At 37.6% G+C, this 24,826-nt stretch carries 33 protein-coding genes and 2 tRNA genes; 5 read left to right on the forward strand and 30 right to left on the reverse strand.

Annotation, left to right across the window (positions count from 1 at the left end; translation table 11 throughout):
- Window positions 1-52: 52 nt before the first annotated feature.
- Complete coding sequence (locus tag ACVWYG_RS03420) at window positions 53-850, reverse strand: sialate O-acetylesterase (protein ID WP_457268730.1); 798 nt, start codon at window positions 848-850, stop codon at window positions 53-55.
- A gap of 448 nt (window positions 851-1,298) precedes the next feature.
- On the opposite strand from ACVWYG_RS03420, the gene ACVWYG_RS03425 reads away from it, so the two are divergent.
- From ACVWYG_RS03425 to ACVWYG_RS03435, 3 genes are all read left to right on the forward strand, one after another.
- Window positions 1,299-1,371: transfer RNA gene (locus ACVWYG_RS03425), tRNA-Gly, on the forward strand.
- Between the two features lie 52 nt (window positions 1,372-1,423).
- Window positions 1,424-1,508: transfer RNA gene (locus ACVWYG_RS03430), tRNA-Leu, on the forward strand.
- Window positions 1,509-1,805: 297 nt separating this feature from the next.
- Window positions 1,806-2,027, forward strand: a complete 222-nt coding sequence (locus tag ACVWYG_RS03435) for a hypothetical protein (RefSeq protein ID WP_457268731.1) — start codon at window positions 1,806-1,808, stop codon at window positions 2,025-2,027.
- Between the two features lie 51 nt (window positions 2,028-2,078).
- On the opposite strand, the gene ACVWYG_RS03440 is transcribed toward ACVWYG_RS03435, so the two are convergent.
- From ACVWYG_RS03440 to ACVWYG_RS03450, 3 genes are read right to left on the reverse strand one after another with little or no spacing between them, the layout of a single operon-like run.
- Window positions 2,079-2,402 (reverse strand): hypothetical protein, encoded by a 324-nt coding sequence (locus ACVWYG_RS03440; protein WP_457268732.1) that lies wholly within the window; start codon window positions 2,400-2,402, stop codon window positions 2,079-2,081.
- A 45-nt stretch (window positions 2,403-2,447) separates the two neighbouring features.
- Window positions 2,448-2,690 (reverse strand): hypothetical protein, encoded by a 243-nt coding sequence (locus ACVWYG_RS03445; RefSeq protein WP_457268733.1) that lies wholly within the window; start codon window positions 2,688-2,690, stop codon window positions 2,448-2,450.
- Entirely contained in the window at window positions 2,684-3,028 is a 345-nt protein-coding gene (locus ACVWYG_RS03450; RefSeq protein WP_457268734.1) for a hypothetical protein, read from the reverse strand. Before ACVWYG_RS03450 ends, ACVWYG_RS03445 begins: the two co-directional genes overlap by 7 nt.
- Window positions 3,029-3,142: 114 nt before the next feature.
- On the opposite strand from ACVWYG_RS03450, the gene ACVWYG_RS03455 reads away from it, so the two are divergent.
- Window positions 3,143-3,304, forward strand: coding sequence for a hypothetical protein (locus ACVWYG_RS03455; protein WP_457268735.1), 162 nt, complete (start codon window positions 3,143-3,145; stop codon window positions 3,302-3,304).
- A 33-nt stretch (window positions 3,305-3,337) separates the two neighbouring features.
- Here ACVWYG_RS03455 and ACVWYG_RS03460 read toward each other — a convergent pair whose 3' ends face one another.
- The 20 genes from ACVWYG_RS03460 to ACVWYG_RS03555 form a co-directional block, all read right to left on the reverse strand.
- Window positions 3,338-3,793, reverse strand: a complete 456-nt coding sequence (locus tag ACVWYG_RS03460; protein ID WP_457268736.1) for a hypothetical protein — start codon at window positions 3,791-3,793, stop codon at window positions 3,338-3,340.
- A gap of 10 nt (window positions 3,794-3,803) precedes the next feature.
- Window positions 3,804-4,025, reverse strand: a complete 222-nt coding sequence (locus ACVWYG_RS03465) for a hypothetical protein (RefSeq protein ID WP_457268737.1) — start codon at window positions 4,023-4,025, stop codon at window positions 3,804-3,806.
- Between the two features lie 6 nt (window positions 4,026-4,031).
- A complete protein-coding gene (locus ACVWYG_RS03470) occupies window positions 4,032-4,202 on the reverse strand; it encodes a hypothetical protein (RefSeq protein ID WP_457268738.1) in 171 nt (56 codons plus the stop codon).
- A gap of 2 nt (window positions 4,203-4,204) precedes the next feature.
- Window positions 4,205-4,831 (reverse strand): hypothetical protein, encoded by a 627-nt coding sequence (locus tag ACVWYG_RS03475; protein ID WP_457268739.1) that lies wholly within the window; start codon window positions 4,829-4,831, stop codon window positions 4,205-4,207.
- Between the two features lie 4 nt (window positions 4,832-4,835).
- Entirely contained in the window at window positions 4,836-5,018 is a 183-nt protein-coding gene (locus ACVWYG_RS03480; protein ID WP_457268740.1) for a hypothetical protein, read from the reverse strand.
- A gap of 24 nt (window positions 5,019-5,042) precedes the next feature.
- Window positions 5,043-5,237: a hypothetical protein gene (locus ACVWYG_RS03485; protein ID WP_457268741.1), complete on the reverse strand. Its 195-nt coding sequence runs from the start codon at window positions 5,235-5,237 to the stop codon at window positions 5,043-5,045.
- A complete protein-coding gene (locus ACVWYG_RS03490) occupies window positions 5,230-5,541 on the reverse strand; it encodes a hypothetical protein (RefSeq protein ID WP_457268742.1) in 312 nt (103 codons plus the stop codon). Before ACVWYG_RS03490 ends, ACVWYG_RS03485 begins: the two co-directional genes overlap by 8 nt.
- Window positions 5,542-5,544: 3 nt before the next feature.
- Window positions 5,545-5,793, reverse strand: coding sequence for a hypothetical protein (locus ACVWYG_RS03495; RefSeq protein ID WP_457268743.1), 249 nt, complete (start codon window positions 5,791-5,793; stop codon window positions 5,545-5,547).
- Entirely contained in the window at window positions 5,783-6,031 is a 249-nt protein-coding gene (locus ACVWYG_RS03500) for a hypothetical protein (protein WP_457268744.1), read from the reverse strand. The genes ACVWYG_RS03495 and ACVWYG_RS03500 overlap by 11 nt, the downstream gene beginning before the upstream one ends.
- Window positions 6,024-6,350: a hypothetical protein gene (locus ACVWYG_RS03505; RefSeq protein ID WP_457268745.1), complete on the reverse strand. Its 327-nt coding sequence runs from the start codon at window positions 6,348-6,350 to the stop codon at window positions 6,024-6,026. Before ACVWYG_RS03505 ends, ACVWYG_RS03500 begins: the two co-directional genes overlap by 8 nt.
- 6 nt (window positions 6,351-6,356) lie before the next feature.
- On the reverse strand, window positions 6,357-6,749 hold the full coding sequence (locus tag ACVWYG_RS03510) for a hypothetical protein (protein ID WP_457268746.1): 393 nt from the start codon (window positions 6,747-6,749) through the stop codon (window positions 6,357-6,359).
- A 38-nt stretch (window positions 6,750-6,787) separates the two neighbouring features.
- Complete coding sequence (locus ACVWYG_RS03515) at window positions 6,788-8,938, reverse strand: hypothetical protein (RefSeq protein WP_457268747.1); 2,151 nt, start codon at window positions 8,936-8,938, stop codon at window positions 6,788-6,790.
- Window positions 8,939-8,942: 4 nt separating this feature from the next.
- Window positions 8,943-10,310, reverse strand: coding sequence for a hypothetical protein (locus ACVWYG_RS03520; protein WP_457268748.1), 1,368 nt, complete (start codon window positions 10,308-10,310; stop codon window positions 8,943-8,945).
- Window positions 10,276-11,829: a DNA primase family protein gene (locus ACVWYG_RS03525; RefSeq protein WP_457268749.1), complete on the reverse strand. Its 1,554-nt coding sequence runs from the start codon at window positions 11,827-11,829 to the stop codon at window positions 10,276-10,278. Before ACVWYG_RS03525 ends, ACVWYG_RS03520 begins: the two co-directional genes overlap by 35 nt.
- A 391-nt stretch (window positions 11,830-12,220) precedes the next feature.
- Window positions 12,221-12,526, reverse strand: a complete 306-nt coding sequence (locus ACVWYG_RS03530) for a helix-turn-helix domain-containing protein (RefSeq protein WP_457268750.1) — start codon at window positions 12,524-12,526, stop codon at window positions 12,221-12,223.
- The gene (locus ACVWYG_RS03535; RefSeq protein WP_457268751.1) at window positions 12,519-12,701 is read right to left on the reverse strand and encodes a helix-turn-helix domain-containing protein; all 183 of its coding nucleotides are present in this window, start codon (window positions 12,699-12,701) and stop codon (window positions 12,519-12,521) included. The genes ACVWYG_RS03530 and ACVWYG_RS03535 overlap by 8 nt, the downstream gene beginning before the upstream one ends.
- A 200-nt stretch (window positions 12,702-12,901) precedes the next feature.
- On the reverse strand, window positions 12,902-14,254 hold the full coding sequence (locus tag ACVWYG_RS03540) for a tyrosine-type recombinase/integrase (protein ID WP_457268752.1): 1,353 nt from the start codon (window positions 14,252-14,254) through the stop codon (window positions 12,902-12,904).
- Between the two features lie 580 nt (window positions 14,255-14,834).
- A complete protein-coding gene (locus ACVWYG_RS03545; RefSeq protein WP_457268753.1) occupies window positions 14,835-15,269 on the reverse strand; it encodes a VOC family protein in 435 nt (144 codons plus the stop codon).
- A 97-nt stretch (window positions 15,270-15,366) separates the two neighbouring features.
- Entirely contained in the window at window positions 15,367-15,750 is a 384-nt protein-coding gene (locus ACVWYG_RS03550) for a DoxX family protein (protein WP_457268754.1), read from the reverse strand.
- Window positions 15,751-15,767: 17 nt separating this feature from the next.
- On the reverse strand, window positions 15,768-16,331 hold the full coding sequence (locus ACVWYG_RS03555) for a dihydrofolate reductase family protein (RefSeq protein ID WP_457268755.1): 564 nt from the start codon (window positions 16,329-16,331) through the stop codon (window positions 15,768-15,770).
- Between the two features lie 126 nt (window positions 16,332-16,457).
- Between ACVWYG_RS03555 and ACVWYG_RS03560 the strand changes: the two genes are divergently transcribed.
- The gene (locus ACVWYG_RS03560; RefSeq protein WP_457268756.1) at window positions 16,458-17,429 is read left to right on the forward strand and encodes a GlxA family transcriptional regulator; all 972 of its coding nucleotides are present in this window, start codon (window positions 16,458-16,460) and stop codon (window positions 17,427-17,429) included.
- A 212-nt stretch (window positions 17,430-17,641) separates the two neighbouring features.
- On the opposite strand, the gene ACVWYG_RS03565 is transcribed toward ACVWYG_RS03560, so the two are convergent.
- From ACVWYG_RS03565 to ACVWYG_RS03590, 6 genes are all read right to left on the reverse strand, one after another.
- Window positions 17,642-18,505, reverse strand: a complete 864-nt coding sequence (locus ACVWYG_RS03565; protein WP_457268757.1) for an SDR family oxidoreductase — start codon at window positions 18,503-18,505, stop codon at window positions 17,642-17,644.
- A 120-nt stretch (window positions 18,506-18,625) separates the two neighbouring features.
- A complete protein-coding gene (locus ACVWYG_RS03570; protein WP_457268758.1) occupies window positions 18,626-19,147 on the reverse strand; it encodes a GNAT family N-acetyltransferase in 522 nt (173 codons plus the stop codon).
- Window positions 19,148-19,290: 143 nt separating this feature from the next.
- Window positions 19,291-19,680: a VOC family protein gene (locus tag ACVWYG_RS03575; protein WP_457268759.1), complete on the reverse strand. Its 390-nt coding sequence runs from the start codon at window positions 19,678-19,680 to the stop codon at window positions 19,291-19,293.
- 380 nt (window positions 19,681-20,060) lie between these two features.
- A complete protein-coding gene (locus ACVWYG_RS03580) occupies window positions 20,061-20,147 on the reverse strand; it encodes a lipocalin family protein (RefSeq protein ID WP_457268831.1) in 87 nt (28 codons plus the stop codon).
- Window positions 20,148-20,726: 579 nt separating this feature from the next.
- Entirely contained in the window at window positions 20,727-22,796 is a 2,070-nt protein-coding gene (locus ACVWYG_RS03585) for a hypothetical protein (protein ID WP_457268760.1), read from the reverse strand.
- A 56-nt stretch (window positions 22,797-22,852) separates the two neighbouring features.
- Window positions 22,853-24,817 (reverse strand): glycoside hydrolase family 97 protein, encoded by a 1,965-nt coding sequence (locus tag ACVWYG_RS03590; RefSeq protein WP_457268761.1) that lies wholly within the window; start codon window positions 24,815-24,817, stop codon window positions 22,853-22,855.
- Window positions 24,818-24,826: the final 9 nt, after the last annotated feature.

Here is a 24,826-nt window from a genome sequence, read left to right on the forward strand (position 1 = left end):
GAGCTCTTCCGGTTAAATTTTCACAATCATCTTTTAAGAAAATCTAAAGAAACTATTGCGATTTCATTTGCAGGTCTCTCATCTTTTGTGCGTAACGTCTTCCCAGCAAGATTGCAGAGTTTGCGTCGAAGTGAGTCTTATCACCTCGATCTATTAAATCTTCTGTGGTAACTACTGCGGTATGTGGTATTTTTTGCGGAAGATCTTTTATCATTTGATTGAAGGCTTCGTAATCGGCATTAAACCTACCCAATTGACCTGCCACAAAAGGTAAATTTTCATCTCTCGTAAGTTTTCGGATTCGCTCTATTAGGATTTTTAATTTCGGCATGTATTCTTCTACACTTTTCAAGTTGGAATCGGACTCGCCTTGATGCCAAATAATTCCTTTAACAATGCCATATTTCATGGCTTCTTTGATCCTCTTCGAAGCGTCATCGTAGGGAAATTTACCTGTGCTTTTATCTTTGCCACCCGGCACCCAAGAATTTATTGAAGTGCCTCCAACGGCTGTTGGCACCAACCCAATTTCTGTTTTTACATTTGCACCTGCCATAGCTATCCCAAAGGATAAACCCGGACCAACGCCAACTGCTTTCGGCTTATCAAAATGAAGCGGATTATGTGCCTCTTTCCACTTGAGACCTTCTGTAAACACCTGCACCCGCAGATTGCCCGCAGCTTGATTTTCGGGCGTTAAGTAACCTCGACCGGCCATGTTAGACTGTCCCATTAAAATATAAATGTCTTTGTTATTGCTTTTCATCACATTTCGGGTGAGGTTACAAGAAAAAAGAGTTGATGCAATTGCCAATGACAAACCTAAATATTCTGTCGATTTTAAATTCATTGTAGTGGATAAATAAAATTTTGCCCGGCGAAAAAATATTGCGGGAGATGGAGAATCCAGTCGTCTGCAAAGAATTACGTTTTCAAATGTACAGCATCATCTTCAAAATCAGAAGACATATAGTTGCAGCTAGGCAAAAACTAATCAACTGAAGTCAACTATCCAGGTGAAACAACTGTTGTTGGTCAGTCTTTCTTAGCTTCTTTGGCTAATCGCTTGGTATCAAAACCCCAAAGTCACCAAATCAAATAATGGTCGGATTGCATCAGGCCTTAGAGATTAAAACTACTACCCACAATTAATAACTTGAATTAGCGCATAAACTCCAAATTATCTATATGATAAACAGCATTTTAAAGGCCGTGTTTAAATTTATATAAAAAATAACTTGCTAGGTTTATAAAACTCTCTATATTTGCATCACCAAAAAACAACGGTAAAACGTTATGCGAAAGTAGCTCAGTTGGTAGAGCACGACCTTGCCAAGGTCGGGGTCGCGAGTTCGAATCTCGTCTTTCGCTCTAAATGCCTTCCTACCAGGAGGCATTTATTTTAAAAGCTCATTGCTTTTAAGCTCGGATGGTGGAACTGGTAGACACGCAGGACTTAAAATCCTGTGCCCTCAACAGGCGTGCGGGTTCGATTCCCGCTCCGAGTACGCATAACCGCTCTAATTAATTTTAGAAGCGGTTTTTTTATTTTAGGGTACAGATTTAGGTACATTCTGCATTTACAAAGTTCAGTTTTCACTCGTTTTATCAAAACTTGCGTGTTGACTGTTAAAAAATCTTAGTAATTTAGTGTAGCAAATTTTATTAAAAGCTGTGGAGGTGCCGAAATAATGAAAAACAAATGGTTATCTAATATTCCTAGCGATTTTTACTTTTATTTTATTTGTATAATTATCGTTGGCATTCTAAGTTTCTTTGGACTTCTAAACGCATAACATTTTTAAATGTCCGACATTACATTTAATGCTTCTTTTGATGAAGTGGCGATAGTGCGTATCACCAGGCCGCAAGGTGCAAGGGGTAACTGTCAAATATTGATCGATAATTTTTATTGCGGAATGTTTATAAAAACCAATGAAGGGTATAGGCCTGCTTTCAACGATAAATTTGACTTTACGACTGAAGATATAGATATTTTGATAAACATTATCCAATCTAATGACTAAACAAAAAAAGCCCGCAGATTTTGCAGGGCTCTAATTTTGTATTCGATTTAATTAATCGTTGCCCCAAATGACGCAATACTCAACATTACCAATTGTAACGTTTTGATCTATAAACTGATCTAATCCATCATAAAACGAGATACTAGAGAAAGGAACACATCTTATTTCTTCTTCATCAACAACATGAGTAGAAAGCTCGTTTCTTCCGTTTGCTATTTTAGCCCATTTAATGGATAATTTTAATTTTTTGTTTGCTCGTCTCAAACTAAGATCTACCTCCTTAAGTAACTTTCTTGATTCTTTAATTGTAATAGTATTATTTAAGACGTCAGCGAATGCCTGAGCTGATTTATCGAAAGCTTCTTGATTTTTCATATTTAAATTTTTTAAAGATTATTGTTAGGTACGTTAATGTACATTTTATTTAACTACATTCTGCTTTTCCGTCAACACAAACTCATTAACGGTCGCTATAAATTTAATAGCCTCTGAGATTGAAAAAAGATTATTTAGGGCGCAATTCTTAACGTTAACATCTTCACTCAATAAAGCGGTTTCCCTTATTTGATCGGCTCCATAACAAAGGCCATCAAGTAGCGCTTTAATGTCCGTTTCTTCGTTTATTTCTTCGACCTTATCAAAGAATGTCTTTTTAACTAACATGACAATTCCCCCTCTACATTTATATTTTCAGTATAAAAGATAGTAGCTAAAGGGATAGCTGCTTGGTTTACTTCATTTACGATAAAGTTTTCAGCCGACAATAAGAGCATGAATTCGGTTAACTTTCTATAAGCCTTATTTGCCTTTTGTAAATATTGAGGCTCAAGATCTAAACTTTCGAGGTGTGTTATCAAACTAGAAAGTCCTTTTACAGAATCTTCGTTTTGCCCTCCAAAATGCGCCAAATCTATTTTTTCCATTGCACCGGCAAACATATTAAATTCGTCCGTGGTCATTTCTAAAATTACATTGTCGTTTTCAATCAAATTACAATTCATATTAATAGGGGTTTAAGTGAAGATCAAATGTAAAATAAAGTATTGACAATATCAATATCTTTTAATTATCTCTTTTATCCTTTTTAGTATTGACAAAGTATTTTATATTTGTGCATGGCAAAGAAGATGATTAGTGTAAAGTTAGATGAGAATGTATTGGAATTGTTAAAGGTGCTTTCTGCAAATCAAAACCGCAGCCAGGGGCAACAAATTCAATTTATGATAGAGCGTGAAGCAAGGGCGCTTAAATTAGAGGTGCAAAAAAAAAGCCTCTAATTTCTTAAAGGCTTTTTAGATTAAGTTTATATTTTATTGTACTTCAGCAAGTAGCTGCTTAAATATTGGGTCGAAAAATTCACTTGTTAACGTTATAACGTCACGACCTTTAGCTTCAACGAACACTCCGTAGTGTTCTCCAGCGACCAATATTAAAACGGGATCCCCATCTGATGCTAAAATTGCAACCTCACGGGCTAAATTTACACCTGTCTCGTGCCCGGTGCTGCTTTCTGCAAGGGGGGGGAAATAAATGTGTTGTTCCTGTATCTCGTGGTTATTTACTAAAACACATCCAATTGAGGCTCGAAGGTTCCATGTTATATTATTAAAACCTCCCTCGGTTTTCGTTTTAGCCCTTGCACGGTCTACTAATCGCTTTCCCGTCTCGAACATTGTATCTGCAAGCTCGTTTATTATTTCCTCAACATCTGAGTTAATAAGATTATCGAGAAAGTCATCTTCAAAGTCTTGTTCTATACTAAACATATTTTTTGGTTTAAAACTTGTACTCATCCATAACAGCTTCCATTTCTTCAGGGGTTGCTTCGTTCGCAATGACTGCTTTATGATTGTTAATAATTTTTAACGCCTGTTTATCGTCTGGCCATGTTCTATTAAATTCACCTTTCACAACGCCGCGCTCTGATTGAGTGTAATCTTTCATTTCGCTGTCTAAAAGCTCTTGGTTCTTTTGTCTTTGTTCTTTCGTGTAACTCATAATTTTCTATTTTTTTTTATTGTCTAAATACGTTTTCATCATTTCACTAACACCTTCGCCAGCTTGTGACGGCTTATCTTTATTAGCCAGGTACTCTTTCATTAGATCCGATGTTTCGCCTTTTGTTTGGCTTTTGGGCTCCATTGGATTAACTCCCATAAATTCGTTGATATGCATAATTAGCTATTTAAGTACCTTTTTAAAAATTCTGTCTTAACCTTAAATGTATTTTCTGCGTGGTCGTAATCTAAGAAACTTGCAGTAGGTGCCATTTCGTGGCTCCAATGCTTGGCCATTTTTGCAGCGTTGTTATTTGCATCTGCCAACTTTTGCATACAAGAATAAAACGCAAGTTCTTCTTTAGTGGTCAAATATTCATCAAACAAAGGCCTTACTGTTTCGGGCTGCAAATTGCTATACAGAAACTCCGAAAGTTTTTCTATTTCGATAACTTCAGCCGGGTATGGTGTGCCGTTATAAATTTGGTGGGTTCTTAAAGCCTTGTTGAATTCATCAAAGCTTTTTTCTGTTTTATAGATTAGGTTTTCGCAGGTGTCCGCCAATGCTGTTTGCTGCATAGGTCTTTGTTTCTGTATCCAATTTTCAGCGTTTGACCTCACAGTTGCAAAAAATGCAGGTGGGCTGTTTAATATTTCTACTAATACCTTTCCGCTTAATTGTTTCTGAAATTCCGCTATCGTTTCAAATGATTGCTTTAATCTATCGGCTTGAGGTTGTAGCCTTGTCAGATATTCTTTGAAATAAAAGAAACTATCATCGCCACTTTTAATTTTTACTTTTTCCATGTTTCTATTTTATAAAATTTGCAAGTGAAGTAATTGCGGCCACTCTTTCCGCAGGTGTAACTAATTGAAGATCTGTTTCTAATTGTGCAAGGTTGCTTTCTACAACTCGCTTAATTTTCGTTTTTAAATGGATTGTGCCCGGCTCCATGCCTTTAGGGTTTCCACTTTCTAGTTTTTTAAATGCCATATTCAAAGATAATTAACTGCTTTTCTATTGCTTAATTACTGCATCTACTATCTTCGATTGGTCAAACCTTATAAAGGGATTAGGTTTTAACCATGCTGAAATTGGTATATTTCCGTTAAAGGATTTTAGCCAACGCTCACGTGCTAGATCGGCTTTTATTTCTTTAAGCAATTCTGTATCATTTGCCAATAATGCTGCCTTGAGTTTTTCTTTATCCATGGTTCAAGGTTTCTAAAAATTGATTGAATTTAATTTGATTATTGCAATCGATAAATTTTACCGGTACATCGTAATGCTCAACTAGCCCACGCTGAAAGAATAATGTTAAACCAATTGGCACTCCATCAAACAAGCCTAATAGTTTTTCATTACCAATTACAGATCCGACAATCGCCTCTACTTGCGCCCTCTGCTCATCTGTAATTTGATGGAAATAAACTAATCTGTTAATCTTCAGTGCTGCGGGTGGTAGGGTTCCATTGAAAACCGATATAAGATTTTTAATTTTTTCTTCTCTATTCATAGCTTAATAATAATATTCGTCAGTGTTAACGGATCCGTCAACGTTATAAATAACAAGTGCGTTAGTCAATGCAGGCTCTTTCGCTAGTTGTTCGTGTAGCTCGTTTTCGGTTGCTTGCTTACCATCAACAATATAATGAGTGGGTTTATCTTCGAAATAACGGATTTCAAGCCGTGGCTTTACGTCTGAGGGCTTAACCGTTCCGTTTAGTAATCCCGTTAATAGGTTTAACTTGGTTTCTCTAGTTTCCATAACTTACAGTCACTTTATATTCGTCAGTTTTATTAAAATCCATTGCATCATTCCAAAGATCCCGTGTTACTGTTTTTCCATCAACTAGATAAACATTGTGATCTTCACCGTTAACGGATCCGTCCGCTTCTAAACTCCATCCTATCATAATACAGCGGTGTCTTGGCTTCAAGTCCGCAGCCGTAAATTTTCCACTTAGCAAGGATGCTAATTTATTTATCTTCTCGGCTCTATTCATTTTCGGATTGGTTTAATATTGTTTCAATCATAGCATCAAGTTGGCTTTCGCTCATTTGGTCAAGCTTTCCCTTAACTTCCAATTCTGTAGTGGTGGCTGCTAACTTTGGAACTGCAAAACCTAATAGTTTCTCGAGAAACATCAATCTATCTTTAGCTTCCAAACTGTCTATATCCCTCTGGACGTTATCCCAGTTATCCTGCAGGAGTGAATCAATTTTGGACCGCAGTGAGGTTGTCACCTTGTTGGCTGTACCTTTTAATCGACCGCCTGTTTTCGGGCTTCCTGTGGGTTTTCCCACCTTATTTTTATTTTCCATTTCGTTCTACTTTAGATTTGTATAATGCTCTATAAATCTGTTCGCTTCATTTTTTACAAGGGTTGCAAACCGTTCGCCTTTCATTCTCGGTCTTAATATTTCTGTATAAGCGTTTACCATTTCAGGATTGTTAAAACCTGCAGCGTCGCTAAACATTTGGCGCAATCCTATCTTTAGTTTTATTACATCCTCAAACCAAATAGGATGATAAATCATAGTCAAAATTCCAAAGTAAAATTCTTTGGCTTTTGGATCCGTTGTCTCGTCTACCAATGTTTGGTAAATTTCGTTTATGTGTTTGGTATCAATCGTTTGGTAATTGGCTAAGTCTACCAATCTTTGAAACTCTAACTTGTGGTGTGTCTTTAAATAATTTTCTGCAATCGATGCAATGCTCATAATCTCTCTCTCCTTATCTTTTATTTATTTAATTAATTTTAAAGGGCTACAGCCGATACCATGACACCCTTTACCCAGCGCATTCTTACAAATTGATCTCCACCGACCCGGACGTCAACGCCATAGGTTAGTCCGTCTTTAAGAGTTCCGCTGTCATCGACTTGAATATTTGCATCGGCCTTTAATAAAACCTTACCGGCATTTACCTTTAAGGCGATATTAGTGTCCGCGTTGGCCACATCGAGTGTCAAGCCGACATTAACACCCTCTCCAGTTTCGTTATTCGTAATGTTATTCGTGATACGTGCTGATTCTGTAGTGTAGGAACCTAAGGGGTTTGAATAGATATTATAAGCAAGTTCACGAATTTCGCCGCGAGTCATTCCGTTCAGTCGATAAATAAAAGAGTCTCGATATAGACGAATGGCTGATGAATTAGACGCCCAGGGGTCAGAACTTCCCGGAACTGCTCCCAAGCTTAATACGCTGTTATCTACATCGAGAAAGCCAATTTTACCGCTTAGCGCTGTAATAATTCCCTCTATTATTGCATCGGTGGCAAACATTTTACCATCTTGCTGTACTCTAAATGGTGCGGTTTCTTTATTCTCAAAGCTACTGCCCGCCCAAAACCTAACTTCATCCGTGGTGGTGCCGGTTCCGTTTATGCCGGCTACTTCGCCAGCTTCGGGGTTACCAGCTACAAATGCGCCTGTTAATATGGCTCTATCTCCTACGAATGTCCGTTTAAACTGTTGCATAATCGCAGCGTTATTAATTTCATCCCCCACTTGTTTAGCATAAAGACCTGTTGCAATCGATTTGGCAGTTTCTTTTATATTTGCAACTACCGCCTTAATAATCCTTTCGGCTGTTGTGTATTGAATGACATCCGAAACTAGCCCAGATATAAGCGATGGATTGACCAAAGGCCAACTAACAGATTGGAGTCGTAAAGGTGTGTTTATACCTAAACTTTCGCTTAGAACTCTTAAACTATCGCCGGCAACAAGTTTAAAGTTTAGATTCATTTCACGAATATATTTTTCGTCTACGTTCAATGGGAATGCAACCGGTGGGAAACTATTGTTTTTAGCATGTGCCTGTAAAGCTGCTTCAAGTTCAGTTTCCGCAGCTATCACATAACTATTTGGCATAATTAAACCAATCAAAGTATATTTATCGCCTACAGCTGGTGCAAACGTTGTGTTTGGTTGTGTATAGCCTGTCTCGTCTTTATTGGTTCCTATTGTTATGGCTTTTGTGGTATTGTTGTAGCTCGTTATTACAAATTCTTGGCCGCTCAATTCGCCTGACTTAAAAACGATCTTTGCGCCTCCGTCCGTTATTTGCTGAGCGTTCAAATCAAAGTCAATTGTACTGTCAGTCATTTCTTGAAGACCATTGACAGCGGTTAATGTAGATGTTCTACGTGGGTAAATATCCTCGAAGGTTACGGATCCCTGTTTGCGCCCATACTTATCGGTGTTTATTTCAAAAGGAGCGCTGAGCGTTAATTTCGTTGCGCCTGATCGGTAATTATCTGGTAAGTTCGTAGATCCTCCAAACCCAAACCAGACGGTAGCAAACGATTGATCTACTGATTGCCTAGTGGCTTTTGTTAAACCTTGCCCTCTACCGTATTTAAGCTGAATATCTTTAAGCTCTCCGAGTTTTTCTAACAAAAAGATTTTCTTTCCGATAACTTTATACTCCAACTTGAACGCATCTGCAATATTGGTTAGTGCAACCCTACAGCTTTGTTCTGCAAAGCTAAACGTAATCGGCTCGCTGATTAGCGAACAATCGCCAATTTCCCAGCCAGTCTGTTCGGTATTAAGGTTTTCAATAACTAAGCTAAGCACCTCAAATGGGGTGGCTGTATATGAAAACGTAGCATTCCCCAAATGCATCAATAGAACGTCATACATCGAATAAACCGGTGCAAAGAATGTGATGTCATATTTGAATGTCTTACTATCAATCTGTTCGCAGTCAATTGCGGTTTTGATGCTGTATTTCTGAAGATTATAATCAACATAATCATCTAACTTTAGATCTAATGGACTTTCTGTATAGAATGAGGCGCTTATCTTATCCATGCCCATAAATTCACTGTTGTAGATCGTATTATCGTCTATCTCTACGCTGTTGAGAATCTCGCCTTCTCTTTTAATGTTTAATTTCATCTTTTTAATTAGTTATCATTTGTTTATAGTTATTTAGTTCATTTATCCCTTGCTGTAAGCCTATGTTATTATTGCGAAGGCAATCCCGAATGTTATTCCAGTAGCGCTCTACTTGTGGGTGATGCTGCGGCTCTATCTTACCGCTTTTCTCTAGTTCTTGGTATTGGCGTTGTAGCTCGATAAGGTCGGGGGGTAAAGTTGTTTGAGACTGTTCTAAGACTGTTTTGTTTTCTTTTTGTGTAGATGATGTAGGTAATGTAGATGAAAACAAACATTTTTTTTCGCTAGATATTCGGAAATACTCAAACTCACTTCCTAAAATCTCGGTCATTATTTCTTTTGTTTTTTGTGCATCCGTTACTTTTACTATAATCTCGTCATGCACACTAATAAAAACTATCTTTTCAACTATTAACGCTTTCCATATTTTACTCATTACCGCTACCTCAGTAGATTGTAGCAACCAAGCAAGATTACTATGTGGCTTTTCCTTTCCGTGTGGGTTTCTAGGCTCAAAGGTTGTTTTATAATTGTTTATCCAATTTATCCAATCGCTTGCACCAAACATTTTAGATAATGCTTTAGAGGGCTTAGAAAACAGTATCTCAAAGAATTTCTTTTTAGCCTCATCTCTAGTCTTTAAGCCTGCTTTTTCTTGCAACATCAAGTAAATATCCTTTCCGGTATTTATCCATTTACTGTATTCATTATTAACTAAGTTTTTAGTTCTGTCCTTAGATATGGAATTAGTTAGTATTTTGCTTAATAATATCGGTTGCATTGTTACCACGTCTAAGCTTGTCGTTTCCATACCATCCAATAAAACGAACGGTCTCAAGTGTCTATGAAAGTTTGAAATTGGAGTATGCACCCTTTGAGCAAAGGCATCAACTTTAAAGAACAACTCAGGTCTGCTTTCCTTATATCTCAAAAACAAATTAAAGTAATCCGTGCTTTCAGCACCATTTTTTAATGAAACGTATTTTAGATTGTAGGCCATAACTTTATAAAAAGTCTCGGGGGGCAATGGCTTTATGATTAGTAGAGACAAATCAATGTCTCCACCTTGTAATACTGAATATAAAAAACGCTTATCTTCAACAATCAACTCTAAAAAACCATTATCTGTAAGATGCTGTATTTCTGTTTTCCTTTGAAATTTGGGGTATCTAAAAAACCTTTCTTCTATCTCTACACTGCTAATATGGACTGGTTGCATTTCGTCATTCAATCCTCTATAACGTAGGCTAAAAACCTGTTTTGTCCTTATGTATTTTAGAAATTGCTCATGTTCAGCACACAAAAAAAAAGTTCTTTTTTCATCTACATTACCTACATTAAGCATAACCAAACCCCCCTCTATTCGCTGCATTCACAACATTACCCGAGGCTGCACGCTCGACTACTAAACCCAAATTTCTTAACCGATCCGCCAAAACCCTGTTTGAACAAGGCTTGTATCCGTTCTCAATACAATATCCCTTATACTCACCGTGCATGGTCTTTAAAGCGGTCGTTTCTGTGGTGCTTGCCAAATAGTGGTGGTCATCTACAAATAGCGCCACGGTGTCAGATTGCTGCCTGTAATCGCTTACCATGTTTTCAGCAGCATCACATTTTGAAAAGCCTCTTTGCTTCAATACCCTTTCTAAACCCTCTAAAACCCAATTGAACACACCCGGTAACTCATTGGCGATAATATTTTTATCTAGGTCTTTATCTTGCTCATGGGGTGGTATCGTCACGTTAAAGGGAATGATTAGAAAACGCCTAAAATATGCAGCGGTATGCTCCACGTCCTTTGGCAAAGTATTACCATTGAAAATCATTTTTGCATAATTGGTCAATATAAAAGGCTGACCATAAGGCAAACGAGCTTCCACGGGTTCACCACTTACCAATTGTTTAAAGATACTAGCCTCTAAGTTTCCGTTTATTTCCGAGGCATAATTTAGAAGTTTGTTAGCTAGGCTAGCTCGATAATATCCTGTAGAATCCGTTAAACTTTGTATTGAATAGTTACTAATGTTTTCCGTCCCTAACAAAGCTCTGACTATCTCAAATAATACTGATTTTCCATTTGCCCCCGTTCCATAGCAGAACAATGTCTTCTCTAGCTTTAAAACATTCGGCTGTATAAAAATATATCCTAAATATTCAGCTAAAACAGTTTGACATTCTTTGTCCGGTAGTACCTTATCTAAAAATGATTTAAACTTTGGTGCCGTTGCTTTAGGATCGTAATCGAAAGGAAGTTGGTATTTTAAAAAATCCTTTCTTTCCGGTGCTCTTAAAATTTGTGCATCCTGTGAAATTTCAAATGTGCCATTTAATAGATTTATTAAAGTGGTTCCCATTTGCTGCGGTGGCTTTGGAAGGTTTGCACCAAAGTGAAACTGTTTAAACAGCTCGTCTATAAACTTGTAAAATTTAGCATCTGATTTATCAACTCCCATTCTCAAAGCAACTTTACTAAGGAATGTTTTCAGCTCGTCTTTATCAAATACAGCCCAGTATGCACCGTTATAGAGATAAACAAAATCATTAGATCTACAGATACCCCAATTGTTTTTGATAGCTACTTTTTGCAGTTCTTCAATGGTGTAAATGAAATAATGTTTGGCTTTTGGAAATTTGCTCGCTAGGTTTTTATTTAACAGCTTATATGTCTCTAAGATTTCAGCTGGTACATTCTTTTTGAAACTACCATCAACATCTATAATTTGTTGCTCTATAACCTCTAAATCTTTCTCAAGTTGCACTACTTCAGGGAATGCGGCCAATCTGAAATTTACCCTTTCAATTTTTGAAAGAAGATTATCTATTAAAACATCATGGTTTATCGGATCTACCTTTATAATTTCGGGTGTTACGTCAACGCAATCTTTCATATCAAACATTACCGCCCCCTGTCTTTAACTCCTTACATTCAAATCCAAACATTTCAGTCATTAACTTTGGTAAAAAATCCCGTTGCTTGAGTTGGGATATTGCTGCAATAAGTTCGTAGGATTTAGTTTTGTAAGAAAATGAGACGATTGCAAAGCCCGGGATAAACCTTTCTACATTGATCTTAACCTCTGTCATTTTGCCCCCCTCCTTTGCTATTTCGGTTTACCGTTTGTATTGTAGCTGCTAAAGCCTCTATGTATCTTTTAATCTTTGTATTCGTTCTCATCGCTTTCCCGTCTCTCCATCATCGAACTATAAACACTTATACACTTTTTGCTATTCACTATAGAAAACTTATCTTGAGGCTTCTTATTAGGGGTTTGATTTGTTCTAAGCATTTTTAAACCCCTTCTTGTTTCTCCCTACAGCTAATGCAGCATCAACTTCGTTTTTGAGAAAGTAAACGGTTCGGCCTGTCTGGTAAAAAGGGAACACACGTCTATTTTTATAAGCGTGAATAGTTGTCTTGCTAACTTTAAGATATTCAGCAAGCCCACCAATATCAAACCGTTCGTTAGGTTCGGGGGCTGCGATTGGTATTAGCGTTTCGCTTTTATAGATTGATATCTCTTGATTCAGTAATGACTTAAACTGTCCGACAGTAAGTGCATAAAGGGGGGTTTCACTATTAAGCATTTTTTACCCCCCGCTTTTGGGTTCTTTCAGAAACCCAGCCTAAAATTTCAGCCTCATCGAAGGAAAGGCGACCGCCTATTTTGTAGTGTGGAATTTTACGCTTTGCGCAGTAATCCCGAATTGTAAACTGACTAAGGTTAGCCAACTTGCTCGCTGTATAAATATCTATTTTCATAACACAAACGTAATGAAAACGTAGTAAGTAGTAGTTTATTTTTTATCAACAATTAACTACAAATCAATGAGTTATGTTTGTATCACATAATAATAACATGTACTAATTTCTATACAAAAAATATAAGTTAAGCAAAGTTTGAGCGAGAACTAGAGATATATTTTAGAAGATTTTTATTTAAAGAATGTTAATAACATTATCTATAAACCAAGCTCTTTTAGGTGGTTTGCTAACAGCGCGGCCTTTGTTTCATCGGTTGCTCGGATGTAAACTAAAAAGTTCTGCTCAGACTTGTGACCTGTTGCGCTCATTATAAGCATAGAAGGAACGCCCGCCTTAAACATGTTCGTGGCGTAACTGCGGCGGCAGGTATGAGATGAGATAAGCGCGTATAACGGGTGGGTTGTTTCGTTATCTATGTTTCCTTTTGTGTTCTTTATGGTTCGTAATTCTGTTAACCCTGCGAGCTTCGCAATCTCTTTGATATAAACGTTAAATTTTTGGCCGCTTATTGATGGAAATACGCTTGGATATTTCGCAAGCACCGGGGTTAATTTGCTCATTATAGGAATAACCACATTATTGCCTGTTTTTTGCTGCTTTATTTTGATGTAGTAATTATTTTTAACCTTTTGGATGTTGTTTAATTCCAAACGGTTTAAATCTGATAGCCTTAATCCGGTATACGCCCCCACCAGGAACTGGTCTCTAACTTTATCTAGCGTGGGGTAAAATATTTTAGATGTTTTTTTAATACCCTTACTGATAGTTTCTTTATCAACATACATTTTCGCGTTGCTAAGATCTAAGGCCGCAATCAAATCTATTTGTTCAGTTGTTAAATAAACTTTGTCGGCCTCTCCATCTGGACAATAAAAATCTTTAGTAATAAATGGTTTACCGCTTTCAGCCATTACCGTTTTAATGCACTTTATGTAGCTGCCAAACGTAGAAACTTCCTTTTGCTCAACATTATAGCAGAATGACATAAAATCAGCATAGAACTCTTTATTTACGTCTGAAAACTCCAAACCCTTAAAGCCTCTGTTTTCAAGATAGCGATTCATTGCCGATAACGTAATACCATAATTTTTTATCGCGCGCTCTCCATATCTTTTACCTTTCTTCTTTCCAACAGTCATACATTTTTTTCCTGTTTTAAAATCTTGAATCGATTGCTCAAAGTATTTTATAAAAGAAATTTCTGCGGGATCCTGTAGGGCTTGCGGTTCTTCAAGTTTTGGCTTATAGATTAAATCTAATTGTTCGCGGACGTAAGCGACTGTTAATTTATCGCCTTTGGTTGCGGTCACTATCTTTACAGCATCCAGTTCAATATCTCTTAGTCGTTCATTGTGTTGCTCTCCAAAAGGCGCTATTGACTTAATAGGGTTCGCATTTGATGAATTACACTTTGCTTGAAAAAAAGAAGCTTTTATATTTACTTGGGTGTGGTATTTCAAACGTTGGCCGTTGAATGAATAAAGCATTTTTACTGCCTGTGTACCCTTTGCGCTAATCGTTGTGTCTAAATAAAATTTCGGCTTTGCCATAGTGTACCCTAATTAAGTAGTTAGGTACAAATTTAGGTACACTTTATCATTAATCCTAGCGTATTCTATAAAACTTTATTTAAGATACTATGTAGCTATTTATCTAATAGGAGCTATTTTAATTAGTTTGTCGTTTTTAGTTGAATCTTAATAAAGCTAAAAACGTATTCCCGCTCCGAGTACAAAAAACCGAAAGACAGTAAAAGGCTGCTCCTAGAAAGAGCAGCCTTTTTTGCAATTACGTCAGTGCGAAATGGTCAAAATAGATTCATTGAGGATTGGACCTGCAAAGTATGAATACATTATATCATGATTGAAGCTGTCTTTCAAAAAATATTTATCCGAAAATAAAGGGTTCGCCACAACTATCAGCAAGGATTTATACACTTTCTTGCTGATAGGGTTTTTAAAACAAAGCCAATTAAGGATAATAATTTGCCTTTGTATGGCAAATCCTTTAATCGCGTCAAAAAGATCGAATGAAAAATTGACGTCCAATAATTGCTAGAACGAGATGGAATGGAAAGGGAAATTCACTAAGAATTGAATTTTATTTTTGAAACTTCGATCACTAGAACTTTTATTGGATCTCTATTTTTGGGTCAAACTCTACCATCCACTCAATTCCGTATTTGTCTCTAAACATCGCAAAGTAAGAATTCCAAGGACTGTCGCCAATCGGCATTTCAACACTGCCGCCTGCTGAAAGGCCATGAAATAATTTATCTGCTTCTTCACGACTTTCGGCACTGATGAATATCTTAGATCTATTTTCCTGCTCACTTACCCGGCCCATTCTCTCGGGAACGTCATTGGCCATCAAAAAATTCTTACCGATTGGTAAAGCAATGTGCATTATTTTGTCTGATTCATTCTCGAGCGTCGGGTTTTCAGGAATTGATATATCTCCGAAACGTACAATCGTTGAGAAATCTCCGCCAAATACGGATCTGTAAAAAATAAATGCTTCTTCGGCGTTTCCGTTAAAGTTAATGTAAGGATTGATGAGTGCCATAATTATTTTTTAAAGGGTTTATGAAATTAATTAAATTTCGTTGTGCTATCTTTCGAAAAATAGTAAAGAAAATATCCTATTGAGAAGATCTAAGTTTTTAAACTTCAGCAGAATCTAATTTGTGGTAGTAGACGTAAGAAATAGCTAAAATACCAAAAATCACTAGTGGGAAAAAAGTTTGCAAATTAATCCCGTCAACAAAACCATGACTGATTGCCGCAAAAAGGAAATCATAAGCAAAGCCGGCATAAGCCCATTCTTTCACTCTTCTGGGGACTTGTGGAATCAATAATGCCAATACTCCAAGAATTTTGAATGCCACTAATACATTTCCAAAATAGTCTGGATAGCCCAAATGCCTGATTCCTTCTTTTGCCAATTCTGTTTGTGAAGTCAGCGCAGGCATAAGTCCTTCAAACAGCGCAATAACTGCTGTCGCGGTCCAGAATACTAGTTTCTCTTTTTTACCTATACTCTTCATACGTTTTTTCCTCGATATTAATTATTACGCTTGTAATTTAGCAAAATCTCACCGTGCTCAAAAAGCTTGGTACTTACTAATTTAAGCTTTATGGGCTCCTTAAATATTGTCATTCCTCTGCCAATTGCAGTGGGATTTATAAACAGATTCAATTCATCGATCAAATTATTTTGAAGTAAGGATGAAACAAAACTTGCGCCGCCATAAACGATTATATCTTTGCCCGATTTATTTTTTAACTGATTTACGACGGTTATCAAATCACCATTTTCTATCCTTGTGTTTTTGCCTGAGATGTTTCTAAGTGTTTTACTGAAAACAATCTTTTGAGTATTTACCATTTTTTCCGCAAAGAAGAATTCCGGACTATCAGGTTGATTGTCTACCACATTCTCCCAATAATTGATAAAGCCTTCTGTCATTTTCCTTCCAAGAAGGATTGTGTCCGAAGTATCAATCAGCATATTTACAAAATCCGAAAGTTCAACACCCGTTCCAAACTGCATCCAATCCAGTTCACCGTTTGGTCCAGCAACATAACCATCCAAAGTTTGTTGCATCTGTAATTTTAATTTTCTCATTTTTTTTCGTAAATATCTAGGGTTGAACTTACCATACAAATATGGGAAACAATCTGGTTTTTTTTGGTAGCGTTAACGACAACTTTGGGGGTTGATTATGACAGGCTTTTGTTTTAACTTTATTAAATGAAAGACGTATCAATTCTTGTCCCCGAGTCCTCCATTATGCAGGCCATTGCCGACCCTCAATATCTTTTTACCGCAGTTAATCAATTCTTAGCGGCATCAGGAAAAAAACCTTTATTTAACGTGCATTTGGTTGGGGTGAATAAAGAAGTGAAGCAGAATGATGGCATGTATTCAGTATATGTTGATAAGCAACTTAAAGAGGTGGATAAAACCGATTTGATTTTTATTCCGGCGCTGTCTGGTGATATGTCTTCTGCCATTGCGAAAAACCAAAACCTTGTGCCTTGGATCATTGAGCAATATGGCAAAGGTGCGGAAGTTGCTTCGCTTTGCGTTGGTGCATTTTTACTTGCTTCTACAGGTCTGCTAAATGGAAAAAAATGTTCAACACACTGGGGATTTCAGCAAGAGTTTAGAGACATGTTTCCCGAAGTTGAGGTGGTGGACGGCAGCATCGTTACCGAAGAACAAGGGATTTATTCCAGCGGAGGTGCAAATTCGTATTGGAATTTACTTTTATACCTGGTTGAAAAATATACCGATCGAGAAACAGCAATTCTTGCTTCAAAATATTTTGCAATAGACATTGATCGATACAGTCAATCTGCATTTGCAATTTTTAAGGGTCAGAAAGGACACAAAGACGCCGAAATTAAAACAGCACAAAGGTATATAGAATCGAATTATCAAGAAAAGATTACCATTGACGAACTGGCTACTAAAGTAGCGATTGGTAGAAGAAGTTTTGAAAGACGATTTAAGCAAGCTACCAATAACACTGTAATGACATATATTCAACGAATAAAAGTTGAAGCAGCAAAGCGTAGTTTTGAAACTAGCAGACAAAATATTTCAGAAGTGATGTATCAAAGTGGTTATGTTGATAAAAAAGCTTTTCGGGAAGTTTTTAAAAAAATAACCGGTCTAACTCCAATTGAATATCGCAACAAATACAGCAAATTAGGATAGCGTTATACTCGAATAATGTTGCTATTTTTTGTCCGATGACACAACTCTGATTCGAATATTCAAAGAGTTTTCAACCAAATTTGTAACTCACTAAGACTCCAGGAATTTCGAAAATTATTAGGTCTATCTGGGTTTTGTTTAAAATGTGGCTAGGTGATTTAATCCATTTTTCTGACTTATGCTTAATTCGTAACCAATAAAGAATTTTCATGTCACCTTAAAAACCTAGTTTTTATTGCCTCTGTCTGATCATTGCCGGTAGGATCTTGTGCTGTTTTGTATTTGCAAAATTCTTCCGCCCATTCAGATGTCCTAATTCTAAGTGGCGGGTTTTCCGCTTCGAGCACTTTCAAAATCACTTCTGCAACCTGTCTGGCGGTTTGATAAGAGTTTTCTTTACCTGCCGCAGCTCTTTTTTGAACGCCATCCATGTATTTCTGAAAAACAGGCTGATACTCCGGAAGAGTCATGGAACCGTTTGAACCAGTTTTTTTCATGGCAGAATTGATGAATTCTGTTATCACCCCACCTGGCTCTACCAAGGAAAACTTAATTCCGAAGTAATCTTGTACATAGGTCGCCATACTTTCTGTATACCCCTCGACAGCAAATTTTGCTGCGCAATAGAGTTCATTAAAAGGCTGCCCAACAAGTCCACCAACGGATGAAATATTTATAATGCGACCGCTTTTTTGTCTCCGCATTATCGGCAACACCGCTTTGGTACATCGAACTACGCCGAAATAATTTAGGTCTGTCACCCATTTTAATTCTTCTTCGGTTGCTTGTTCCGTAGTTTTGGGAAAACCTGCCCCGGCATTATTGATAAGTGCATCAATTTTGCCTCCCTTTTGGACAATTTTTTTAATACATTCCAGCACAGAGCTATTGTCGGTTACATCCAATTGAAACAGTTCAATGTCAAATTTGCCTGCCTCCATCCTTAATTTAAGATTTTCAGCCTTCGAGAGATCTCTCATGGTTGCGAAAACTTTAAATCCTTTTTCAGCAGCAAGTATCGAGGTCTCTAATCCCAAACCACTTGAAGTACCCGTAATGATGACATTCTTTCTCATTTTATTTAGCCATTTTAACCTCTAAAATTATTTGAATAACGCACTTATATTGGTTTTGTTTTTAAGCGGGTGAATGCGTTCTCTAACATAAAAACCATCAGATTTTAAATTTTGAACTTTCTACTTACTGCATTTAAAACGAAATAAAATCATGGACGGCTCTCCTGGATCAGCATTGGGCATTGTCTCAAAATTCAATCTCCTGAGAAGTTTGATTGAACTTACATTTTCTCTATCTACATGGGCATCAATAATTCTTACTTTGAGTTTTTTACTGGCATATTCAATCACTTTTTTCGCTGCTTCGTTCATAATTCCAGTTCGTTGATGGACAGCTAAAAGTTCATATCCTATTTCGCATTTGTTTTGTTCTTCCGAAAAATCAAAAAGACAGATTGTTCCAAGAAACTGTTCGTTATTGGAACGTGTAATTAACCAGTACAATAACCCATTATTTCTGATGCCTCTAATAAAGATCAAGGCTTCCTCCAAGGTGTTACAGGGTGCTCTGTTTAAATATTTATTTACCACTATATCAGACCTAAGCAAAAAGATTTCTTCCACATCATTTTCAGAAAGTTGTCGAAGAGTCAATCGTTCAGTTGTCAAAATTGGAAAGGTCAAAGGATTTTTCACAGTCATGTTGGTTTGTTGATTTAACAAATATCTTAATGGCCAAGAATAGCTGACCGTTTCCAGCTAGGTCGTTTTTGATGCTAAATTATCCACCTTCAACAAAATGTTAGACCTCACGATCTGCGACATAATCACAATTTGCAAACTACTCAGTCTTCTACAGCATCAATTGGCTCCCACAATTCCACTTTGTTTCCTTCAGCATCTAAAATGTGTACAAACTTACCATAATCGTATGTTTCAATTTTGTCAAGTATGGTAACATTTTCTTTTCTTAACTCACCTACCAACGTTTCAAGATCTTCCACTCGATAGTTAACCATAAAATCCTGTTTGGATGGGTCAAATTCCTTTGTGGTTTCCGGAAACGGTGTCCACTGGGTTTGCCCCTTTTTGGTAGAATCTGTTTCCTCGAACCACTCGAAAGTTGCTCCGTAAGGATTGGTTTCTAGACCAAGATGTTTTTGATACCACTCAATTGTCTTTTTTGGGTCTTTACACTTAAAGAAAATTCCACCAATGCCTGTTACTTTTTTCATTTTTAGAGGATTAGAGTTACTTTTATTAAAATTGGAGTGAAGCTAAAGAAAAAATCCCTGTTGCTCCTAGCACTTTTGATTTTTATGCGTTCCAGCATTAAAACTCCCCATGTTTCTTTATTATAATGTTATGTAAGCAAATCTGCTGCATTAATACTGCGCAACTACTTGAAATAAGACTAAAAATTAATCTACTTACCCGCTAGGAAATAACTTTCTATTTACATTCGCCTTCCTCTGTAACGTATTTTATTAACACCTTGTTTAGGAGACCTAGGGAGGCGTTGTAACAAAAACTGTATCGAGACTGGCAATAGGATTTCCAACACCTCTATTATGATTCCACAGAAATAGAGTATCGCCGTTTATCTTCCATTTTCTCAGATAATTGTATGCATATTTACGGAGCTCGCTGAGCCGTCAGCTTTTATCTGAATTCCTTGCACAGCAGGTTTTTGTCCGGGAATTGGCTGAGCCTACTTCCCAGTCAGCATTTCTTCATTAAATAATTTTGGTTGTTCCTTAGAAATACCTTCATCCAATTCTTGTTTGCCGTTTGGGTCTTTTTGACCAGATTGAAGGGGAAGCAAATAGTACCGTTAAAGCAGCTAAAAATGTGTTTTTAGTCCTCATTGGTTTGACTGTTGTGACACAAAGCTTTATCACGCAACGTGTGAAGGTAGGGTTTAAAAAATAGATGCTACGCTTTGTAAAGCTGATTGTCAAAAATCCATTCCGGTAATTAAATAACAAATTGATATTGGATTGTTAAGAAAGGTTAGGAGTGAAAAAAAACGAATTTTGGAGTTGTAGACGGTGGATTGATAGACAAAACAGCTAAGTGCTCAGCAATTTTGAGTTCATTGTTCATTTCTACCATCACAAAATTTCAATGCTTAAATTTTGGGAAGTGTATTTTTAGAATACACCTAATGTCCATGCGCTTTTTTAACCGCCTAAATCACTTATTGGCAAACACGTTTTTAAATCATTCAGAAATTATGGTTCCTCCAAACGTATAGTAATCAAATAGTTAAAAAATTTCTTTAATACTTTAGTGCCGCTATTTTTACGTTTTTGATTCCAGTTTCTTCTGATCTTAGTAAGAGTTTTTCTACCTTTAAGTCAGGTCGGAAAGAAATCATCGTGCGTTGACCTGCAATTTCAGTATCGACTTGTGAGCCGCCATATTTTTCTTCATATTTTACAATGATGCGTACGGTAAACGGTTTATCTGTATTTACCAAATTTTCGATAGCGTAATTACGCGCACTATTTGGAGAACCTCCCTCACGTAATGATTTTTCGGCATCTGAGTAATTGCTGATTTTTCCTTTTCCATACTGTGCTTTTTTAGCCTTTGGACTAATTTGCACTTCACAGGCATTTTTTTCGCCATCTGCCCCTAAAAAAAGCGCACCAAGTTTTCCAGTCAAATCTGTCCCCGGTTTTACATCAAATGTTAGCAGGAAGGAGGAAGATCCTGTTGCAAAAGTAGTCGACTCTTTAATTTCTTTAGCCAATAATTTCTCTTTTTTGGTCGCAGGAATGATTTCCTCCATCCATTTTGTTCCAATTCTACCATCGGGAGATTGAATCATTTCATGAATGGTTAATGATCCACCCCAGCCGGCCATCGGAATCCAGCCGGCCAATAGAAAACGACCGTCTTTTATTTCTGTTACGGCCGGCACGTTCATTCCATTGTAAAAGTCTAAACCTGCTTTAACACCATCTACAAATTTATCTTCGGGCGCATTTGCTGGTTTCGACCAGAAGCCGGTAAAGCCGCCAATAACATAGTCAAAGTTTCCCCAACGAAAGAAGAATGTGCAGTCGCCCCCTGGAGGGAAATTCGGATTTACAGATCGCCAACCGCCATCTATAGATTTCGATTCCCAGGTTCCCTTTGCGCCATAATTTGCTAACATGCGTAAGCGCCCTTCAGGATCGGTGTAAACACTCGGGTTTTCGCAAAAATGGAATAAGATTTTTGTTTTCTTAAAATTACTTATGCCATCCTCACTGATGGAATAAGTAGATCCGGCAGGGTAGCCCGGAATGGTATCGTAACGAAAGGAACCTGTAACGCCGTGTTTGTTATAGTAATCTAATAGTAACGGCAGTGTAGTTTGTTCTTTAGGATAAATTCGTGTGGTATGCAGGCCATAACTTAGACAGAATTTATTGTCAAAGATAAAAGGCGTACCAGTTCCCATTGTTTCCCATTGCGCCTCAATCGGGGTCGCGGCTTCATGTTCCGTCCATGTTTTGAAGTCTGCTGTCGAAATATGCTCGAAGTAATGCCCTCCTTTACCAAATTTACTGCCATGCCCCCGGCGATCGAACAAATAAAATATATGATAGCGCCCCTGATGATAGAAAGTAGCAACATCGCCCACCCAAGCGTTATGCCCTTGAGGTGTCCAATATTGCATCTCATTTGAAACGCGAGGCCTATCCAATGCAACTCTTTTTGGTTCTATACCAGGGAAAAAGATTTCCGCATTTGAAACAAGCGAAGGATTTATTTCCCAAGTAGTTTCCTTACCCCATTTCGGGTAGCCTATTGGAAAGTCATTATCCATAAGCTCGTTATCAACATATAAGGTCCACCTAACACCTGAAAAGTGTAGTACAACTTCATGTTCTCCTTTCGGCTTCTTTAAGATTGCCAATGGAATGCCTATGGGCATATCTCGCGGTCCTTTCGGTTCTAAAGGCGGATAAAGTCTAAGCGCCGCCTCCAATACTGGAACAGAACCATCCGACATTGGATAAGCCGGATAGTTTTGAACTTTTCTATCCTTCGGATCATGTTGAGAAAGACTGACAGTCAGCACCCCCGGAATGCTAAGAATGTTAACGGTCGAGCTTTCCGCTTTTAGATTGACCCACATTTTGATTGTAAAACTGCTGCTGTCAAAAGGCACCGTAAAGGTTGCCTTGTTTTTTTTTGATGAAAGCGTACTCAATGCCGATCCTCCCGAAAATTTCCAAGGCGTATCGCGCAGTACCAGTTGAACACCCTGCGGTTTTTGTGCACAAACAGCGCTGAGAAGAGTCCCAATGATCACCAGGGTAAATAAGAAAGAATTGACTAATCTATTTTTCATTTGATCGTAATTGATCTATAAAAGTGAGCGGTAAAAATATTTTTTTCTTAATATAATTATTTCAGCACCGCAGCCCATCCTCCATTTCGCGCCATTTTAATTGTTATTTTCTCACCCGCTTTCACCTGAACAGATTTTTTCCTATAATCCATGGCCTGCGTACCCGCATTTATACCATCTTCAAAATACGTCATGGTATAGGTCTTGCCTTTTTCAAGAAAATCGAAGTCGAGCGTTACATTTCTTTCCTTTTCTTTTCCATTGGTAATGCCGCCTATAAACCATTTGTCTCCTTTACGTTTGGCCACCACTGCCAACTCACCTACTGATGCAGCTAGCGCTTTGGTTTCGTCCCACGTTGTTGGTACACTGGTGATGAATTCCGTGCAATCTGCATTGCGATAATAAAGGGACGGATTATCTGCAAGCATCTGAATGCCACTTTCAAAAACAACATACAGTGCAAGTTGATAAGATCTAGTGCCCATTCCTGCTGAATTCGGACGTTCAGATATGTAAACTTCCGGCTGCATGTTGATCATCGCACCCGGCGTAAAATCCATCGGGCCAACCGCATTACGCATAAATGGAAGATAGATGCTGTTGTCTGGTGTACATCCTCCCATTTGTTCCAACCCTCTAACGCCTTCGTAAGAGATTAAATTTGGGTATTTATACTCCAGGCCGGCCGGTTTGAAAGCACCATGAAAATCTACAAATATTTTGTTTCTTGCGGCCTCTTTAACTACTTCCTCATAATAGTTAACCATCCATTGGTCGCTCCTATCCATAAAATCTATCTTAACTCCTTTGACTCCCCATTCATGGAAAGTTTTGAATAAATCCATGTTGTTGTGCACCGTTAACCAGGTGAGCCAAAGAATAATGTCTACGTTCTTAGTTTTTCCGTAGCGGATGAGTTCTTTCACATCCACTTTTGGATTTGGGGTATAAGGATCGGTGGTACTTTTGGCCCAGCCCTCATCCATTACAATGTACTTAATGCCAAATTTTACTGCAAAGTCGATGTAATATTTATATGTGTTCAGATTGTAGCCAGAAACAAAATTTACATCTGGTCCATAAGGTGTAGCGCCATTCCACCACTCCCAACTTGCTTGTCCTGGCTTTATCCAGCTTGGATCTGCGATCGTACTTTTTGCCGCCAACTTCAAAGTCATTGTATTTTCCATAATCTGTCTATCATCTGAGGTAATTACAAAATACCGCCAAGGAAAATTTCTAGATCCGGTAGTTTTTGCAATATAATCTGCTGACTTGAGAATCTTCTGGCTTCGATCGCCATCGGGACCAAACTCTAGTGGTAATTTTGGGAAAGCGCCTTCCAGTCCGTTATGTCCGTTGCCTTTTAGAAAAAGTGCAGGGTAGTCAGAAAGATCAGACTCACTTATTAATATTTTGTACTGCTTTTTGGTATCGATCAATATAGGTAGGTTAGCCATTTTATCGGATGGTTTCCAGCTACTCGATTCAATGTGTTGATAAGCTTCTTCATAAGCGGTTTTAAAACCATCGTGCTGCTGCACATGCAGTAGGTAATCGTTCGGAAAATTAACAGCAAACTCTTCATTCATTACCTCTACATCACCTTTTTTAGCGGTAATAAAACGATAGGCAACGCCGTCATCAAAAGCACGGAATTCAACCGAAAAATCTCCTTTGAAGTTTAGAACTAAACCATTGTAGGTATTTTTTACCGTTGAATATTTTAAGGGAACATATGGCTTTATCTCCTCTGATCCTTTGGTTTTCTTGGATGAGCGTAATTTTGGGTTCTTACCAAGTATTTCGTCTTTTAGCGTTAGCGAAAGCGTGTTTTTTGTAAGAAGCTCCTGCTTGTTGCCTGCAACGGAATAGTAGATCTTATCGCTTAGGCTGATAGAAATTTTAATTTCTCCGTTTGGCGATGCCAGATCTATTGGTTTCGACTGCGAATAAAGTTGAAAGGATAGGCCCGTCAGCATTATAAAAAAAAAGGCAATTTTGTTAATCAAGTTCATAAATTATCA

The sequence above is a fragment of the Pedobacter sp. UYEF25 genome (assembly GCF_054061655.1).

What these genes read in the sequence shown, in the direction of transcription:
- ACVWYG_RS03545 (WP_457268753.1), bottom strand. Translation starts at nt 15,269, where the DNA reads ATGGCACTCATCAATCCTTACATTAACTTTAACGGAAACGCCGAAGAA.
- ACVWYG_RS03550 (WP_457268754.1), bottom strand. Translation starts at nt 15,750, where the DNA reads ATGAAGAGTATAGGTAAAAAAGAGAAACTAGTATTCTGGACCGCGACA.
- ACVWYG_RS03535 (WP_457268751.1), bottom strand. Translation starts at nt 12,701, where the DNA reads ATGAAAATAGATATTTATACAGCGAGCAAGTTGGCTAACCTTAGTCAG.
- ACVWYG_RS03555 (WP_457268755.1), bottom strand. Translation starts at nt 16,331, where the DNA reads ATGAGAAAATTAAAATTACAGATGCAACAAACTTTGGATGGTTATGTT.
- ACVWYG_RS03440 (WP_457268732.1), bottom strand. Translation starts at nt 2,402, where the DNA reads ATGAAAAATCAAGAAGCTTTCGATAAATCAGCTCAGGCATTCGCTGAC.
- ACVWYG_RS03445 (WP_457268733.1), bottom strand. Translation starts at nt 2,690, where the DNA reads ATGTTAGTTAAAAAGACATTCTTTGATAAGGTCGAAGAAATAAACGAA.
- ACVWYG_RS03480 (WP_457268740.1), bottom strand. Translation starts at nt 5,018, where the DNA reads ATGGCATTTAAAAAACTAGAAAGTGGAAACCCTAAAGGCATGGAGCCG.
- ACVWYG_RS03455 (WP_457268735.1), top strand. Translation starts at nt 3,143, where the DNA reads ATGGCAAAGAAGATGATTAGTGTAAAGTTAGATGAGAATGTATTGGAA.
- ACVWYG_RS03490 (WP_457268742.1), bottom strand. Translation starts at nt 5,541, where the DNA reads ATGAATAGAGAAGAAAAAATTAAAAATCTTATATCGGTTTTCAATGGA.
- ACVWYG_RS03515 (WP_457268747.1), bottom strand. Translation starts at nt 8,938, where the DNA reads ATGAAATTAAACATTAAAAGAGAAGGCGAGATTCTCAACAGCGTAGAG.
- ACVWYG_RS03420 (WP_457268730.1), bottom strand. Translation starts at nt 850, where the DNA reads ATGAATTTAAAATCGACAGAATATTTAGGTTTGTCATTGGCAATTGCA.
- ACVWYG_RS03475 (WP_457268739.1), bottom strand. Translation starts at nt 4,831, where the DNA reads ATGGAAAAAGTAAAAATTAAAAGTGGCGATGATAGTTTCTTTTATTTC.
- ACVWYG_RS03470 (WP_457268738.1), bottom strand. Translation starts at nt 4,202, where the DNA reads ATGCATATCAACGAATTTATGGGAGTTAATCCAATGGAGCCCAAAAGC.
- ACVWYG_RS03530 (WP_457268750.1), bottom strand. Translation starts at nt 12,526, where the DNA reads ATGCTTAATAGTGAAACCCCCCTTTATGCACTTACTGTCGGACAGTTT.
- ACVWYG_RS03565 (WP_457268757.1), bottom strand. Translation starts at nt 18,505, where the DNA reads ATGAGAAAGAATGTCATCATTACGGGTACTTCAAGTGGTTTGGGATTA.
- ACVWYG_RS03520 (WP_457268748.1), bottom strand. Translation starts at nt 10,310, where the DNA reads ATGCAGCGAATAGAGGGGGGTTTGGTTATGCTTAATGTAGGTAATGTA.
- ACVWYG_RS03575 (WP_457268759.1), bottom strand. Translation starts at nt 19,680, where the DNA reads ATGAAAAAAGTAACAGGCATTGGTGGAATTTTCTTTAAGTGTAAAGAC.
- ACVWYG_RS03585 (WP_457268760.1), bottom strand. Translation starts at nt 22,796, where the DNA reads ATGAAAAATAGATTAGTCAATTCTTTCTTATTTACCCTGGTGATCATT.
- ACVWYG_RS03570 (WP_457268758.1), bottom strand. Translation starts at nt 19,147, where the DNA reads ATGACTGTGAAAAATCCTTTGACCTTTCCAATTTTGACAACTGAACGA.
- ACVWYG_RS03510 (WP_457268746.1), bottom strand. Translation starts at nt 6,749, where the DNA reads ATGAGCATTGCATCGATTGCAGAAAATTATTTAAAGACACACCACAAG.
- ACVWYG_RS03450 (WP_457268734.1), bottom strand. Translation starts at nt 3,028, where the DNA reads ATGAATTGTAATTTGATTGAAAACGACAATGTAATTTTAGAAATGACC.
- ACVWYG_RS03500 (WP_457268744.1), bottom strand. Translation starts at nt 6,031, where the DNA reads ATGAATAGAGCCGAGAAGATAAATAAATTAGCATCCTTGCTAAGTGGA.
- ACVWYG_RS03495 (WP_457268743.1), bottom strand. Translation starts at nt 5,793, where the DNA reads ATGGAAACTAGAGAAACCAAGTTAAACCTATTAACGGGATTACTAAAC.
- ACVWYG_RS03560 (WP_457268756.1), top strand. Translation starts at nt 16,458, where the DNA reads ATGAAAGACGTATCAATTCTTGTCCCCGAGTCCTCCATTATGCAGGCC.
- ACVWYG_RS03590 (WP_457268761.1), bottom strand. Translation starts at nt 24,817, where the DNA reads ATGAACTTGATTAACAAAATTGCCTTTTTTTTTATAATGCTGACGGGC.
- ACVWYG_RS03485 (WP_457268741.1), bottom strand. Translation starts at nt 5,237, where the DNA reads ATGGATAAAGAAAAACTCAAGGCAGCATTATTGGCAAATGATACAGAA.
- ACVWYG_RS03460 (WP_457268736.1), bottom strand. Translation starts at nt 3,793, where the DNA reads ATGTTTAGTATAGAACAAGACTTTGAAGATGACTTTCTCGATAATCTT.
- ACVWYG_RS03525 (WP_457268749.1), bottom strand. Translation starts at nt 11,829, where the DNA reads ATGAAAGATTGCGTTGACGTAACACCCGAAATTATAAAGGTAGATCCG.
- ACVWYG_RS03540 (WP_457268752.1), bottom strand. Translation starts at nt 14,254, where the DNA reads ATGGCAAAGCCGAAATTTTATTTAGACACAACGATTAGCGCAAAGGGT.
- ACVWYG_RS03465 (WP_457268737.1), bottom strand. Translation starts at nt 4,025, where the DNA reads ATGAGTTACACGAAAGAACAAAGACAAAAGAACCAAGAGCTTTTAGAC.
- ACVWYG_RS03435 (WP_457268731.1), top strand. Translation starts at nt 1,806, where the DNA reads ATGTCCGACATTACATTTAATGCTTCTTTTGATGAAGTGGCGATAGTG.
- ACVWYG_RS03505 (WP_457268745.1), bottom strand. Translation starts at nt 6,350, where the DNA reads ATGGAAAATAAAAATAAGGTGGGAAAACCCACAGGAAGCCCGAAAACA.